The following is a 14,773-nucleotide window of genomic DNA, read 5'->3' on the forward strand; positions in this document are numbered from 1 at the left end:
GCATGAGGAGGCGGGACGCGATGGGCGCGGTCGACAGTGGTGGGGTCATCGAGCGGGACGGGACGCGGCCGAACCCGTCGGTGTTGGGGTCGCTCGGGTACCTGGCGATGAACCTGCCGCTGGGGATCGCGGGGTTCGTGGCGGTGGTGACGCTGTTCAGCGTGGGGTTGAGCACGGCGGTGGTCTGGGTGGGGCTGCCGGTGTTGGCATTGGCGGTCGTGGGGGCCAGGCTGGGTGCTCGGGTGGAGCGGGCGCGGATCTACGCGATGCTCGACACCTACATCGCCAGCCCGTACGTGCCGCTGCCGGAGCGTGGCCGGTGGAAGACCCGGGTGCGGGACGTCGCGACGTGGCGGGATGTGAGCTACTTCGTGCTGTTGCTGCCCATCGGGGTGTTCGAGTTCACGGTGATGGTCACGATGTGGTCGCTCACGCTCGGGTTGTTGTTCCTGCCCATCTACTACCGGTACCTGCCTGAGGAGAGTTGGCGGGTCGGTGACTGGGACCACCCGCTGATCGTGGTCGACTCGTTTGTGGAGTCGCTGCCGTTCGCGGCGCTGGGGCTGCTGCTGTTGGCGGTGGCGCTACCGGTGACCAAGGGCCTCGGTCGGGCACACGCCTACTACGCCAGGGCGCTGCTAGGCCCCGCGCCGTCGTTCTTCGGCTCTTACCATGCCGAGCCGCTGCCGAGTGGGGTCTAAAGATGGAGTCACGCACCTACCCTCACCCCGCGCGAGCGATCGCGTACCTGATCGGCGCGTTCCCTCTTAGCCTGTTCACCTTCGTCGTCACGGTCACGCTCATCAGCGTCGGTATCAGCACCGTGGTGATCTGGGTCGGTGTGGCGATCCTTGTCGGAGCAGCGCTCTTGGCGAGGGCCTTCGGCAACGTCCATAGAGCGTGGGCGCGGTTGCTGCTCGGCGCCGATCTGCCTACGCGGCCGGTGATGGTCCCCGGCGAGGAGGGGGTGCTGCGGCAGTGGCAGACCCTGATGACCGATCGGCGGACCTGGCGGGACATCACCTACCTGATGATGGAGTTCCCGCTGTCGGTCATCGGGTTCGCGCTGGGGATCGTGAGCATCCCGCTGTTCCCGTTGGCGCTGTTCCTCGCGCCCCGCTACGCCTGGCTGCACTCGCAGTTGACCATCGCGATGCTCGGCCCCGACCGCACGCAGGACCTGACCGCGCGGGCGAACCGCCTCCAGGCGTCGCGGGCCCGAGGGGTCGACGCGGCGGAGGCCGAACGCAGGCGGATCGAGCGCGACCTGCACGACGGCGCGCAGCAGCGTCTGGTGGCTGTCGCGATGGGGCTGGGTAGGGCCAAGGGCAAGCTGGACGCGGACCCGGAGATGGCCAAGGCCCTGATCGATGAGGCGCACGCGGACGCCAAGCTCGCCGTGGCCGAGTTGCGCGACCTCGCGAGGGGGATCTACCCGGCCGTGCTCGGCGACCGGGGACTGGACGCGGCACTGTCATCGCTGGCGGCTAAGTGCCCGGTGCAGGTAGAGGTAACTGTCAACGTGGAGCCCCGGCCTCCTGCGGCGGTGGAGAGCACCGCGTACTTCATCGTCGGCGAGTCGCTGACCAACATCGCCAAGCACTCCAACGCCAACGCGGTCACGGTGCGGGTGTGGCGCGCGGACCGGGCCACCGGCGACCAGGTCGTCGTCGAGATCACCGACGACGGCGACGGAGGCGCCGTCCTGCGCCCGGGGGGTGGCCTCGCCGGGCTCGCGGACCGCGCTGCGACGATTGACGGCGTGATGACCGTGGTGAGCCCCATCGGTGGGCCGACAGTGATCAGGGCAGACCTCCCGTGCGCGTGGTGATCGCCGAGGACTCGGTGCTGCTGCGCGTCGGGGTGACCAGGCTGCTCGCCGACGAGGACATCGAGACCGTCGCGGCGGTCGACGACGGGGACGGGCTGCTGCGCGCGGTCAGCGAACACCGCCCCGACCTGGCGATCGTCGACGTGCGGATGCCGCCGACGTTCACCGACGAGGGCCTGCGGGCGGCGCTGCGGGCCCGGGAGGAGATCCCCGGGCTGCCGGTGCTGGTGCTCTCGCAGTACGTCGAGGAGCGCTACGCGGTGGAACTGCTGGCCGGGGGCGCCGGGGGCGTGGGCTACCTGCTCAAGGAACGCGTCGCCGACGTGGCGGACTTCGTCGACGCCGTGCACCGCGTCGCCGGTGGCGGCACCTGCATCGACCAGGAGGTGATCGCACAGCTCATGGCCAGAGGACGACGCAACCCGATAGACCTGCTCACCCCGCGCGAACGGGAGGTCCTCGGCCTGATGGCGCAGGGCCTGTCCAACATCGCCATCGCCCGCTCCCTGACGGTCTCCGACGGCGCGGTCGAGAAGCACGTGGGCAACATCTTCTCCAAGCTCGGGCTGGAGCCCAGCTCGGAAGAGCACCGCAGGGTCCGCGCGGTCCTTACCTTTCTCGACCGCGGCTAGGGCTATTGTGCGGCTCTAGGGGGTGGTCGATATGCGCGGTGCCGTCGCCGTGGTTTGCCTGTTGTTGGCGTTATCTGGATGTTCGAAGGACTTTGTCGCCGAATTCGGTGACGCTAAGGCGCTCGGGTCGGCGCTAGAGGTTGCGGCGAGCCGGGAGAAGACGGTGCGCATCACCATCCCGTCCAGGCCCGGCTTTGAGTCGATGGTGTCCTCGGGCGCGGCGCGGTTGGAACAGCCCGAGGCCGCGGTGCAGGTCGAGGTCGGGAACGGGCAAGAGACGTGGAAGGTGCTCGCGCTCGGGGACCACACCTACTTGTCTCGACCGCCGAGCAAGCAGTGGCGGGAGATCAGTCCGAGGTCGACGAACAAGTCGGACCAGGCGATCGCGGCGGTGACGGGCGGATTCGGGTCGCTCGACCCGCGCGTCCTGGCCGCCGACCTCGGCGCGGGCAAGTTGATCGAGTCGGCGCAGGACGGCGACGCGACGCGGTACCGGGTGCAGGTGAATCCGACCGGATCCGGGTTCGGCGTCAGCGAGACGGTGCTGTCGATGCTGCCGGACAGGGCGTTCCCGGTTGACGTGTGGGTGGGGGCGGGCGGGCGGTTGGTGCGGTTCGACGCGCACATCGACGACCGGAGCGGGAAGTCGTCCCGCGCCAGTTACAGCGACTGGGGGCAAGCTGTTGATGTTGCCGCGCCCACGCCTGCGGAGATCGAGACGCCGTAGCCCGGTTGGGTTGTTGGTGTCGTCTTGCTGCATTCTGCGTGAAGGCGTTCTGGGAGCTTAGAGGTTGTGAACGGCCTACGGCCCCCGGTGGGGCACACCGGGGGCCGTGGTGGGCTATTCGCTCGTGGGGCGGCTGGGTGTCAGTCGCCCCACGAGCGGTTTCCACTAGCTCACTGCGAGAGTGATGTCGTCGAGGACGAACGACGTTTGCAGTGAGGCGTCTTCGGTTGAGAGGAACTGGAGGGTGGGGGTTTGGCCCGCGTATGCGCTGACGTCAACGGTGATCTGTTGGTAGGCGCCTGCGTCGAGGTTGGAGTAGGTCTTGAGGGTGGTGGTGCCGAAGCGGACGGACATCTTGTCGTATTCGAGGGTCTGGGTGGTCTCGGAGGTGTTGATGTAGAGCCAGAACGACAGGGTGTACGACGTGCAGCCGGTCGGGATGGTGAGGGACTGGCCGAAGTTCTCGGTGGCGGTGGTGCCTCGGCCGCCGAGCCACGCGGAGTACGTGCCGCTGTGCGCCGGGATGCCCTGGCCGCCGTGGGAGCCGATGACGCCCGCGGTCTGGGTCCAGCCGGTGCTGCCGTTCTCGAGGTCGGGGTTGGTCACCAACTGCGGGTTGGCGCTACAGGTGCTGGCAGGGCCAACGGTCCAGTCAATGACGACAGTGCCCTGGCCGTCAGTGGCGGCAGCGAAGACCACCGACGAGTACGTACCCTCAGCGGTAGGAGTACCGGTGATGAGTCCACTACCGTCGATGGAAAGCCCACCGGGCAGACCACGCGCAGACCAGCGGTACGGCGCAGTGCCACCGGAAGCCGATAGCGCGACGCTGACCCGCTGGCCGACCTTCGCCGATTGCGCGCCAGGGTCGGTGATGGTGATAACGGCGCCACCGTCGCTGATGGTCCAGTCGAAGCTGGCCGAGCCGCTGCCGCCAGTGGTGCCGGTGGCGGTAACAGTCACACGGAACGTGCCAGCCTTGCTCGGCGTACCGCGAACAACCAGGGTGTCACTACCGCCGTGGTCGGAGGTAAGACCGTCCGGCAGTCCGGTGACCGACCACGAGTACGGGGCCGTGCCGCCGGTCGCGACCAGCTTCAGGCCCGCCTTCACACCGACCTTGCCTGACTGCGGACCCGGGTTGGCGATAGTGATGTCGCCACCGGGCGCGTCGGTGATGGTCCAGTTGAACTTCACGCTGCCCGGGTTGCCCGACGACGGGGTAGCGGTGACGGTGACGCCGTAGATGTCAGCAGTGGTAGGCGTACCGGTGACGACACCGTCGGTAGAGATAGACAGCCCGGCGGGCAGACCCACGGCGGACCAGCGGTACGGCGGTGTGGCGCCGGTAGCCCGCAGGGTCAGGTTCACCGGTGAGCCGACGCGGCCGGTCTGGTCACCGGGGTCGGTGACCTCGGCGTCGCCCGCAGGCGGGGCAACAATCGTCCAGGTGAACGAGGCGCTCCCCGGCGTGCCTGCCGATGGGGTAGCGGTAACGGTCACGTTGTAGGTACCCGCGGTGGTGGGAGTACCGGAGATGACGCCGCCGTTAGAGATAGACAGCCCGGCGGGCAGCCCAGACGCGGTCCACGTGTACGGCGCGGTGCCACCGCTGGCCGACAACGTCAGACTGGCAGGTGTGCCTACCGTGCCCGATTGGTTGCCGGGCGGGGTGACGGTGGTGGGGGTGCCTGTGCCCTCACCGGTGAACAGGAGCTTGTTCTGGGACCCGGTACCCGGGTTGGTGACCTTGCCCGACGTCGCCTGGGCCAGGATCGCGGTGGCGACCTGCGGCGGCGTGTCGCTCGGGTGGCCCTGCAGGTACCTGGCAACGGCACCGGCCACGTGCGGCGTCGCCATCGAGGTGCCGCTGATCCGGTTGGTGGCGGTGTCGCTGTCCTTCCACGACGAGGTGATGTTCTGCCCCGGCGCGAACAGGTCGGTGCAGGTGCCGTAGTTGGAGAACGACGCGCGCGCGTCGGACTCGGCGGTGGCGTTGACGGTCAGCGCCTCGGTCACGCGCGCCGGGGAGGAGTTGCACGCGTTGGTGTTGTCGTTGCCGGAGGCCACCGCGTAGGTGATGCCCGCGGTGATCGAGTTGCGCACGGCGGTGTCGGTCGTGGCGGAGGCGCCGCCACCGAGGCTCATGTTGGCCACGGCGGGCTTGGTCGCGGTGCGGGTCACCCAGTCGACGCCGCTCACCACGCCGGTGTTGGAGCCGGAACCGGCGCAGTTGAGCACCTTGACCGCGACCAGCTTGACGTCCTTGGCGACCCCGTACTCGGTGCCGCCGACCGTGCCCGCCACGTGCGTACCGTGACCGTGGCAGTCGGTGTTGTTGGTGTCGACGGTGTTCGTACCCCACGTGGCCCTGGTGCCGAAGGTGCGGTGCGAGGTACGGATACCGGTGTCGATGATGTAAGCGGTGACGCCCGCACCGGTGGTGTCGTAGTTGTAGTTCTGGTCCAGCGGCAGGTTGCGCTGGTCTATGCGATCCAGGCCCCACGACGGGGGATTGGGCTGGTTCCCGGCGACCCGCACGACCGCGTCCTGTTCGACCAGGGCGACGGCCGGGTCGGCGGCGAGCTTGCGGGCCTGGGTGGCCGACATCGACGCCGCGAACCCGCGCAGCGCGTGGCGCCACGTGGTGCGCGCGGTGGCGCCGTAGCGGCTCGCGACATCGGCCACCGCACGGTCCACATCGGATGTGATGGCGGCGGTGTCCTTGAATGTCACCAGATAGCTGCCGGGGATGGCGTCGGCGCGGTCGGCACCGATGACAACACCTTCGGCGGCCTCGGCGGTTCCGATGCCCACCGCCAACGCGGCTGCGGTGGCGGCGACCACCCCCGCGCCGAGAACGCGTCTGCGCAGGCTCGCGCGAACTTGTCTCATGGGATTACTCCAATAAAGCGATGCAGGGATCAGGGGACGACTTTCCTGACCGGCTCGGCATGCCGGTCGTGAGAAACAACCACAATCACACCCAGTGCCGCCAGGACACGGGAATGAATTCCGCTGTTCAGTCCATAGCTCGTGCCCTATCGCGGCACGAGGCCCGCATATCCGTCGGTTGAATAGCGAAAACACCTGTGAATTCACAGGAGGTAGGGCTGGCCCCACCCCTGGCGCTGGTGCCGCCACCCGGACCAGGACACCTGCTGGCCTCGCTGCCCCCGCGCACCGGCCCCGACATGCTCGAACCCGGCAGGAAGACGCCGGTGGAAGGCAGGGGGGCGGCAGTGGGCAGGTCGACGCGGGACCCGTTCTTGGACGTGATCCGGGTGGCGGCGGTGGTGCTGGTGGTCGGCCAGCACTGGCTGATGCCGGTGCTGGCCAGCAATGGGCACACCGTGGAAACCGGGAACGCGTTGGCAACACCCGGGTGGTGGTTGTTGACCTGGCTGTCGCAGGTGATGCCGGTGGTGTTCTTCGCGGGCGGTGCGGCGAACCTGCACTCCTACCGCGCGTCCGGGCACCCCAGGGCGTGGCTGGCCGGGCGGCTGCGCAGGCTGGTGGTGCCGGTGCTGCCGCTGGCGGCGGTGTGGGTGGTGCTGCCGGAACTGCTGCTGCGCGCGGGGGTCGCGCCGCAGCCGGTCGACGTCGCGGGCGGCATCAGCGCGCAGTTGTTGTGGTTCCTCGTGGTGTACCTGGTCGTGGTCGCGGTGACGCCGGTGATGGCGCGGGCGCACGAGCGGTTCGGGCTCGGCGTGCTGGTCCCGTTGGCCGCGCTGGCGGTCCTGGTCGACGTGGTGCGCTTCGCGGGCCTGCCGGAGGCGGGGTTCGTCAACGCCGTGGTCATCTGGGTCGCGGTGCACCAGCTCGGCATCTGCTACGCCGACGGCAGGCTGGAACTGGGCAGGCGGGCACACGCGGCGATGGCGGTCGGCGGGTTCGCCGTGGTCGCGGCGATGGTGGCCTTCGGGCCGTACGCGCCGAGCATGATCGGGATGCCCGGGGCGCCGATGTCGAACATGAGCCCGCCCGCCGCGGTCCTGCTGCCGCTCGCGGTCGGCCAGCTGGGTCTGCTGCTGCTCGCCAGGCCGGTGCTGAACCGCCTCGACGGTCCGGCGATCCGGGCGGTGGGGGCGCGCAGCACCACGATCTACCTCTGGCACATGCCCGCGCTCGTGGTCGTCGCTGGCGTCATGGTCCTCGGCATGGGCTATCGCACGCCGGAGCCGGGTTCGGTCGAGTGGTTCGCGGTAGCGCCGATGTGGGTGACCTGTGTCGGTCTGGTGCTCGCCGCTCTAGTCCGTGTCTTCGGCCGCTTCGAAACCGGCGCAGGTAGGGCTATCCCCTCAGCCACGGGTGTCACCGCAGGCTTCCTCTTTGCGGCTACCGGACTGTTGGGCCTGACCGTCCGCGGATTCTCACCCGACGGCCCCAACCTGTTCGAAGGCCCGGTCCCGTGGGCGGTTCTAGTCCTTACCGGCGTGGCTCTCTGCACTAGGACCGAGCGCCAGTCGAGCCGCACACCTAGCAGCGGGTGGGCTGTTGCCAACCCACCCGCCGCTTATGTCACGCGGCCAGTTGCGCTTCCTGTGGCTCTAGAGCCAACCGCAGCGCGTCACGGACATCGCTGACGAGGTGGATGGTGAGCTCCTGCCGCACCGACTCCGGCACGTCGTCCAGGTCGGGTTCGTTGCGCTGCGGCAACAGGACCGTGGTGATGCCCGCGCGGTGGGCGGCGAGCAGCTTCTGCTTCACCCCGCCGATCGGCAGCACCCGCCCGGTGAGCGACACCTCGCCGGTCATCGCGACATCCGAGCGCACGGGACGACCGGACAGCAGCGACGCCAACGCGGTCGTCATGGTGATGCCCGCGCTCGGCCCGTCCTTGGGCACCGCGCCCGCCGGGACGTGGACGTGCACCCCCCGCTCGGCCAGTTCCGCGACCGGCAGGCCCAACGCGGGGCCGTGCGACCGCAGGAACGACAGCGCGATCTGGGCCGACTCCTTCATGACGTCACCCAACTGCCCGGTCAACGTCACCCCGGCCGCGCCCGTCGCCTTCTCCGCCAGGGACGCCTCGACGAACAGGACATCGCCACCCGCGCCGGTGACAGCGAGCCCGGTAGACACACCTGGCACCGCGGTCCGCTCCGCCGACTCTGGCGTGTGCCTCGGCTGCCCGAGGTAACCGCGCAGGTCTTGCGCGTCCACACGCGAGGGCACCAAGTCGCCCACCGCATCACCTACCGCCAACTTCGCCGCGACCTTGCGCAGCACTCGGGCGATCGCCCGCTCCAGCTGCCGCACCCCGGCCTCGCGGGTGTACTCCCCCGCGAGCAGCCGCAGCGCCTGCTCGGTGACGACCACCTCGTCGGCGGTCAGCCCGGCCCGGTCCAGCTGCCGGGGCAGCAGGTGGTCGCGGGCGATGGTGACCTTCTCCTCCTCGGTGTACCCGTCGAGCTGCACCAGCTCCATCCGGTCGAGCAGCGGCGCCGGGATGGCCTCGACCACGTTCGCGGTGGCCAGGAAGACCACGTCGGACAGGTCGAGCTCCACCTCCAGGTAGTGGTCGCGGAAGGTGTGGTTCTGCGCCGGGTCGAGCACCTCGAGCAGGGCCGCCGTCGGGTCGCCCCGGTAGTCGGAGCCGACCTTGTCGATCTCGTCGAGCAGCACGACCGGGTTCATCGAGCCCGCCTCCTTGATGGCACGCACGATCCGGCCGGGCAGCGCGCCGACGTAGGTGCGCCGATGGCCCCGGATCTCCGCCTCGTCTCTGACACCACCCAGCGCGACCCGGACGAACTTGCGACCCATCGCTCGCGCTACCGACTCACCCAGCGAGGTCTTACCGACCCCGGGCGGACCAGTCAGAGCCAGCACGGCGCCACTACGACGACCACCGACCACGCCGAGTCCGCGCTCGTCCCGGCGCTTGCGCACGGCCAGGTACTCGATAACGCGATCCTTCACGTCTTCAAGCCCGGCGTGGTCAGCGTCAAGCACCGCCCGTGCACCGGTGATGTCGTAGGCGTCGTCGGTGCGTTCGTTCCACGGCATCTCCAGCACCGTGTCGAGCCACGTGCGGATCCAGCCGACCTCCGGTGACTGCTCAGAGGTGCGCTCCAGCTTGTCCACTTCAGACAGCGCTGCCTCGCGAACCTTCTCCGGTAGGTCTGCTTCGGACACACGCGCCCGGTAGTCCTGTTCCTCGGAGGCAGGCTTACCGTCCAATTCGGCCAGTTCCTTGCGGATGGCCGACAACTGCTGGCGCAGCAGGAACTCCCGCTGCTGGCGCTCCATCCCCTCCTTGACGTCCTTGCGGATCGTCTCGGCGACGTCCAGTTCGGCCAGGTGCTCGCGGCCCCACTCCAGCAGCTTCTCCAGCCGCGCGGTGACGTCGGTGGTCTCCAGCAGCCAGACCTTCTGCTCGTCGGAGAGGTACGCGGCGTACCCGGCGAGGTCGGCCAGCGCGGCCGGGTCGTCCACCTGGGTCACGCTGTCGACGACCTGCCACGCGCCGCGCTGCTGCAAGATCGTGGTGACCAGCCCCTTGTACTCGCGGGCCAGTTCACGGGTGCGCGCGTCGGTCGTCTCGTCAGCGGTCTCGACCTGGACCCACAGCGCGGCGCCGGGGCCGGTCGTGCCCGCGCCGATGCGGACCCGGCCGGTGCCGCGCACCACGGCGGCCCGTTCGCCGCCGGGCAGCCTGCCCACCTGTTCGACCACCGCCAGCGTGCCGACCCGGGCGTATTTGCCGTCCAACCTGGGCACGAGCACCACCCGCGCCTGGTCACCCGCGGCTTGGGCGGCTTCGACGGCGGCACGGGCCTCGGTGGCGTTGTCGGAGCCGGTGAGCTGGATCGGCACGACCATGCCGGGCAGCAGGACCGTGTCGTCGAGCGGCAGCACCGGCAGGTTCAGAGCCTCGGACATGGGATCAGCCTCCAGGGAGTTGAGTCTGATCACGTCAACTTCCCTGAGCCGGGCTATGTTCCCCCGGTGTGTTCGCCCAGAGCGAGCAACCACCGGTCACCGAGAGGTCTGCCAGCCGAGTCGTCCAGTCCGCGGGCAGCGCGAGAGATCTCCGGCATGCCCGCGTGCGCCAAACGACCGCTAGCGCTGGGTGGCGACGCAGCACCTCTTCAAAGACCGGTAGCCCCGTGAACGTGCCCGGCAACGGTCCGTGTCCACAGTGCACAACAACGGGTACCCCCGCGTCAGCCAGCATGCCTCACGCAGGCCCTAGGAGGGCGTCTCGCGGGTCGTAGGGCCAACCTGCACCTGCGGGCTTCACTCACCGCGCGCCCGAGCGCAGCGCCGCTTCCAGGTACCGCGAGACCGGTGGTTCCGGATAGAGGGTCGCTGTTGGCACTGCCCGCCCCCTCGTCCCCGCCCGGCATCGTCCCCGACTTGGCGGCGTGCCCCTCGACGTGGCCCATTGGGGCCGTCCCCACCTACCCCATGCCCTTGGCACGGCGCCCGACCGCCTTGGCGATCTCCCGGTTGGCGTCGCGCTTGGCCAGGTCCTGCCGCTTGTCGTACGCCTTCTTGCCCTTGGCCAGCGCCAACTCGACCTTGACCTTGCCGTCGGAGAAGTACATCGACAGCGGGACCAGCGAGACCCCGGACTCCTTGATCTTGCCGATCAGCTTGCCGATCTCGGCCCGGTGCAGCAGCAGCTTGCGGGTGCGCCGCGGCTCGTGGTTGGTCCAGGTGCCCTGCGTGTACTCCGGGATGAACAGGTTGCGCAGGAACACCTCGCCGTCGTCGACGGTGGCGAAGGCGTCGACGATGGACGCCCTGCCCTCGCGCAGGCTCTTCACCTCGGTGCCCACCAGGACCACACCGGCCTCGTAGGTGTCGATGACCGCGTAGTCGTGCCGGGCCTTGCGGTTGGTGACGATCGCCTTACGGCCGCGTTCCTTAGCCATGACCGGCAACTCTACGCAGCACGGGCCGGGTCAGGTGCGGACGTACAGGCGCAGCGTGACGTAGCCGGTGAACGCCGAGACGCCGATCGCGATCAGCAGCAGGATCGGCGAGACGAAGGCCAGGTCACCGGCCTCGACCGACTTCACCACCCCGGACTTGATGGGCTGGGCGAGCACATCGTCGAGGAACGCCAGCTTCGCCCCGACCAGCATCGCGATCGCGACGAGGGCGCCGATGATGCCGGTCACCACCGCCTCGAGCAGGAAGGGCAGCTGGGTGTACCAGCGGGTCGCGCCGACCAGCCGCATGATGCCGACCTCGGTGCGCCTGGTGAACGCCGAGAGCTGCACCGTGTTGGAGATCAGCAGCAGCGCCGCGACCGCCATCACGCCCGCGATGAAGAACGTCGCGTTGCGCACACCGTTGAGCGCGCTGAAGAACCGGTCGAGGAACTGGCTCTGGTCGCCGATCGAGTCGACCCCGGCCTTGCCCTTGTAGGTCTGGATGATCACCTCGGGCCGGTCCGGGTCCTTGAGCCGGACGTTGAACGAGGACGGCAGCGCCTCCGGCCGGGCCAGCTTCACCAGCTCCGGCTGCGCCTCGAAGATCCGCTTGAACCGCTCGTACGCCTGGTCGCGGTTCTCGAACTCCACCCGCTCCACCGCCGGGTCGGACTCCAGCTGCGAGCGCAGCCCCCGGCAGGGGTCGGCCTTGCAGTCCTTGTCCGAGGCGGACACGTCGTTGGTCAGGTAGATGTTGACCTCGACCTTGTCCTGGTAGAGCTCCTTGGTGTTGTCGATCATCCGCACCACCAGCAGACCACCGCCGAGCAGCAGCAGCGAGATGGCGGTCGTGATGATCATCGCGATGGTCATCGTGATGTTCCGGCGCAGACCGGTCACGACCTCGCTGAACACGAAGCTGGCACGCATCGGGCTGGGCTTCCTCGCTGTTGCGGATGGTTACTGGTGGGCTGGGTTCCCGCCGCCCGGTGGTGGTCGTCGACCCGCCAGGTCGGGGACGGTGCCGGGCGGGGACGAGGGGGCGGGCGGCGGGCGGGAGTGATTCAGCGACCGACGCCGTAGACGCCCCTGGCGTCGTCGCGGACGACCCGGCCCAGGTCGAGCTCCACCACCCGGCGGCGCATCGAGTCCACGATGGAGTGGTCGTGGGTGGCCATCAGCACCGTGGTGCCGGTGCGGTTGATCCGCTCCAGCAGCAGCATGATGTCCTGGCTGGTGTCCGGGTCGAGGTTTCCGGTCGGCTCGTCGGCCAGCAGCATCAGCGGCCGGTTGACGAACGCACGGGCGATGGCCACCCGCTGCTGCTCGCCGCCGGAGAGCTCGTGCGGCATCCGCTCGGCCTTGCCCTCCAGCCCGACCAGCTCCAGCACCTCGGGCACCACCTTCTTGATGGTGTGCCGGGGCTTGCCGATCACCTCGAGGGCGAAGGCCACGTTCTCCGCGACGGTCTTGTTCGCCAGCAGCCGGAAGTCCTGGAAGACGCAGCCGATGGACTGCCGCAGCCGGGGCACCCGGCGCCGCGCCATCCTGGTCAGGTCGAAGTTCGCCACGTACACGCGCCCCTTGCTGGGGACCTCTTCGCGCAGCAGCAGCCGGAGGAAGGTCGACTTACCCGAGCCCGATGGGCCGATCAGGAAGACGAACTCACCCTTGTCGACCTGCACGGAAACGTTCTCCAGGGCAGGCCGGGTGGAGGTCTTGTAGACCTTGGAAACCTGTTCGAGCCGGATCACGGTCGGCGAGTCTACCTTCAGTTGTTATCGAGCCGTAGCCTCGGTGTCCGTTACGGCCGCGCCTGGTCACCGATGGTGTCCGGGCGGTCACACGTGGGTCTTGCGCCACCGGATGCCGGACTCGAGGAAGCCGTCGATGTCGCCGTCGAGCACCGCGGCCGGGTTGCCCACCTCGTGCTCGGTGCGCAGGTCCTTGACCATCTGGTACGGGTGCAGCACGTAGGTGCGCATCTGGTTGCCCCACGACCCGCTGGAGGAGTCCTTCAGCGCGTCCATCTTGGCCTGCTGCTCCTGCCTGCGCCGCTCCAGCAGCTTCGCCTGCAGCACGGCCATGGCGGATGCCTTGTTCTGCAGCTGCGAGCGCTCGTTCTGGCAGGACACCACGATGCCGGTCGGGATGTGGGTCAACCGGACCGCGGAGTCGGTGGTGTTGACGCCCTGTCCACCGGGACCGGACGAGCGGTACACGTCGACCCGCAGGTCCTTCTCGTCGATGTCGACGTGGTCGGTCTGCTCGACGACCGGGACGACCTCGACCGCGGCGAAGGAGGTCTGCCTGCGGCCCTGGTTGTCGAACGGCGAGATCCGCACCAGCCGGTGGGTGCCCTGCTCGACCGAGAGGGTGCCGTAGGCGTAGGGGGCGGCGATCTTGAACGTCGCCGACTTGATGCCCGCCTCTTCGGCGTACGAGGTGTCGTACACCTCGATGGGGTAGCCGTGCCGCTCCGACCACCGCAGGTACATGCGCATGAGCATCTCGGCGAAGTCGGCGGCGTCGACGCCACCGGCCTCGGAGCGGATGGTCACCAGCGCGTCGCGGCCGTCGTACTCGCCGGAGAGCAGGGTGCGCACCTCGAGGGAGGAGATGTCGGACTTGAGCTTGTCCTGGTCGGTGCGCGCCTCGGCGGCGGCGTCCTCGTCGCCACCCTCCTCGGCCAGCTCGTAGAGCACCGCGAGGTCGTCGAGCCGCGAGCGCAGGTCCTCGACCTTGCGCAGCTCACCCTGGCGGTGCGAGAGCTTGCTGGTGACCTTCTGCGCCGAGTCGGGGTCGTCCCACAGGTCCGGGCGGGCAGCCTGTTCCTCCAGCTCCGCGATCTGCGCGCGCAACCCCTCGAGGTCCATCACCGCCTCGACGTTGGCCAGCGAGGTGGACAGTTCCTTGAGGTCAGCGGCGACGTCCGGGTTCACGTCGAAAAAGACTACGCGGACACGGGCGCCGCCGCTGCGGCGGTAGCCAGGTCAGGACTTGGGGATGGACTCCAGCAGCTTCAGCACGGCCTTGGCCCTGGCGACGCCGAACTCGGCGATCGCCTTGGCGTAGGGGTCCTCGGCGGTCTTGACGGCGGTCTTGGCCGCCTCGTGCTCGCCGTTGTAGACCTGCTTGGCCGAGTCGATCAGGCCGACCCGCTGCTTGGCGGTCAGCGTGCTCGCGTGCACCAGGCGCAAGATCAACGGGCTGCGCAGGTGGTCGGGTCCCGGCTCGCCACCGAGCCAGGTCTTGAAAGCCTTCTTGCCAGCCGCGGTGATCACGTACTGCTGGCTGGAACGGGGACCCTGCTTGCCCAGCCGGACAAGGCCGGCGTCGGCGAGGGCGGGCAGTTCGCGGTAGACCTGGCTGCGGGTCACGCTGAAGAAGGAGCCGAAGCGCTCCCTTGCCGCGGACACCAGCTGGCCACCGGTCTGCGGGCCTTCGTGCAGCAGGCCGAGCAGGGCGGCGGCGGTCGCATTCAGTTCAGACACAAGACCACGGTCCCACGACACGGGCGTGCTGTCCACAGTGGCCATGTGCGCCAGTCCACAGTGGCTGATCGGCGGCGGGGTGCCGACGGACACCCGACCCGGGACCGATCAGCGGACGACAGGTGTCCCCGGTTGGCCCAAAACGGGACTATCCCACGTGGACTCGGCGAGCTTGCTCCCCCGAAGGAGTGGATCTCTTC

Annotated in this window: 12 protein-coding genes and 1 pseudogene; 5 read left to right on the forward strand and 8 right to left on the reverse strand. The window is 69.1% G+C overall.

Going from position 1 to position 14,773, the window contains the following annotated elements; translation table 11 throughout:
* Nucleotides 1-2: 2 nt before the first annotated feature.
* The 4 genes from CLV68_RS30670 to CLV68_RS30685 are packed head-to-tail and all read left to right on the forward strand — an operon-like array spanning nucleotide 3 to nucleotide 3,190.
* Nucleotides 3-701, forward strand: coding sequence for a sensor domain-containing protein (locus tag CLV68_RS30670; protein ID WP_246010196.1), 699 nt, complete (start codon nucleotides 3-5; stop codon nucleotides 699-701).
* A gap of 2 nt (nucleotides 702-703) precedes the next feature.
* On the forward strand, nucleotides 704-1,831 hold the full coding sequence (locus CLV68_RS30675) for a sensor histidine kinase (RefSeq protein WP_121394486.1): 1,128 nt from the start codon (nucleotides 704-706) through the stop codon (nucleotides 1,829-1,831).
* A complete protein-coding gene (locus CLV68_RS30680; protein ID WP_170224681.1) occupies nucleotides 1,819-2,463 on the forward strand; it encodes a response regulator transcription factor in 645 nt (214 codons plus the stop codon). The genes CLV68_RS30675 and CLV68_RS30680 overlap by 13 nt, the downstream gene beginning before the upstream one ends.
* Nucleotides 2,464-2,494: 31 nt before the next feature.
* Nucleotides 2,495-3,190: an LppX_LprAFG lipoprotein gene (locus tag CLV68_RS30685; protein ID WP_121394487.1), complete on the forward strand. Its 696-nt coding sequence runs from the start codon at nucleotides 2,495-2,497 to the stop codon at nucleotides 3,188-3,190.
* Nucleotides 3,191-3,355: 165 nt separating this feature from the next.
* Here CLV68_RS30685 and CLV68_RS30690 read toward each other — a convergent pair whose 3' ends face one another.
* On the reverse strand, nucleotides 3,356-6,085 hold the full coding sequence (locus tag CLV68_RS30690; protein ID WP_121394488.1) for a putative Ig domain-containing protein: 2,730 nt from the start codon (nucleotides 6,083-6,085) through the stop codon (nucleotides 3,356-3,358).
* A 197-nt stretch (nucleotides 6,086-6,282) separates the two neighbouring features.
* Here CLV68_RS30690 and CLV68_RS30695 point away from each other — a divergent pair, with 197 nt between their 5' ends.
* Nucleotides 6,283-7,776: an acyltransferase family protein gene (locus CLV68_RS30695; protein ID WP_246010197.1), complete on the forward strand. Its 1,494-nt coding sequence runs from the start codon at nucleotides 6,283-6,285 to the stop codon at nucleotides 7,774-7,776.
* Here CLV68_RS30695 and lon read toward each other — a convergent pair.
* The 7 genes and pseudogenes from lon to CLV68_RS30725 all read right to left on the reverse strand — a co-directional run bounded on the left by lon (nucleotide 7,712) and on the right by CLV68_RS30725 (nucleotide 14,573).
* Nucleotides 7,712-10,078: an endopeptidase La gene (gene lon / locus CLV68_RS30700; protein ID WP_121394527.1), complete on the reverse strand. Its 2,367-nt coding sequence runs from the start codon at nucleotides 10,076-10,078 to the stop codon at nucleotides 7,712-7,714. The two genes, CLV68_RS30695 and lon, sit on opposite strands and share 65 nt — an antisense overlap.
* Nucleotides 10,079-10,215: 137 nt before the next feature.
* A pseudogene (locus CLV68_RS35530) lies at nucleotides 10,216-10,520 on the reverse strand (amidohydrolase family protein); the annotation flags it as partial.
* A gap of 79 nt (nucleotides 10,521-10,599) precedes the next feature.
* Nucleotides 10,600-11,076 carry an SsrA-binding protein SmpB gene (gene smpB / locus CLV68_RS30705; protein WP_092783158.1) on the reverse strand — a complete coding sequence of 159 codons (477 nt, stop codon included), beginning with the start codon at nucleotides 11,074-11,076 and terminating at the stop codon, nucleotides 10,600-10,602.
* A 30-nt stretch (nucleotides 11,077-11,106) separates the two neighbouring features.
* Nucleotides 11,107-12,009 carry a permease-like cell division protein FtsX gene (ftsX, locus tag CLV68_RS30710; RefSeq protein ID WP_092783155.1) on the reverse strand — a complete coding sequence of 301 codons (903 nt, stop codon included), beginning with the start codon at nucleotides 12,007-12,009 and terminating at the stop codon, nucleotides 11,107-11,109.
* Nucleotides 12,010-12,143: 134 nt separating this feature from the next.
* Complete coding sequence (ftsE, locus tag CLV68_RS30715; protein WP_092783152.1) at nucleotides 12,144-12,833, reverse strand: cell division ATP-binding protein FtsE; 690 nt, start codon at nucleotides 12,831-12,833, stop codon at nucleotides 12,144-12,146.
* Nucleotides 12,834-12,920: 87 nt separating this feature from the next.
* Nucleotides 12,921-14,021, reverse strand: coding sequence for a peptide chain release factor 2 (prfB, locus tag CLV68_RS30720; protein ID WP_121394489.1), 1,101 nt, complete (start codon nucleotides 14,019-14,021; stop codon nucleotides 12,921-12,923).
* Nucleotides 14,022-14,072: 51 nt separating this feature from the next.
* Nucleotides 14,073-14,573 (reverse strand): PadR family transcriptional regulator, encoded by a 501-nt coding sequence (locus tag CLV68_RS30725; RefSeq protein WP_092783724.1) that lies wholly within the window; start codon nucleotides 14,571-14,573, stop codon nucleotides 14,073-14,075.
* Nucleotides 14,574-14,773 lie beyond the last annotated feature (200 nt).

It is taken from the genome of Actinokineospora cianjurensis, assembly GCF_003663795.1.
GTDB lineage: Bacteria > Actinomycetota > Actinomycetes > Mycobacteriales > Pseudonocardiaceae > Actinokineospora > Actinokineospora terrae.

Coding starts and splice junctions, on each gene's coding strand:
- CLV68_RS30675 (WP_121394486.1), top strand. CDS start 704: ATGGAGTCACGCACCTACCCTCACCCCGCGCGAGCGATCGCGTACCTG.
- smpB (WP_092783158.1), bottom strand. CDS start 11,076: ATGGCTAAGGAACGCGGCCGTAAGGCGATCGTCACCAACCGCAAGGCC.
- CLV68_RS30690 (WP_121394488.1), bottom strand. CDS start 6,085: ATGAGACAAGTTCGCGCGAGCCTGCGCAGACGCGTTCTCGGCGCGGGG.
- ftsX (WP_092783155.1), bottom strand. CDS start 12,009: ATGCGTGCCAGCTTCGTGTTCAGCGAGGTCGTGACCGGTCTGCGCCGG.
- CLV68_RS30670 (WP_246010196.1), top strand. CDS start 3: ATGAGGAGGCGGGACGCGATGGGCGCGGTCGACAGTGGTGGGGTCATC.
- CLV68_RS30685 (WP_121394487.1), top strand. CDS start 2,495: ATGCGCGGTGCCGTCGCCGTGGTTTGCCTGTTGTTGGCGTTATCTGGA.
- lon (WP_121394527.1), bottom strand. CDS start 10,078: ATGTCCGAGGCTCTGAACCTGCCGGTGCTGCCGCTCGACGACACGGTC.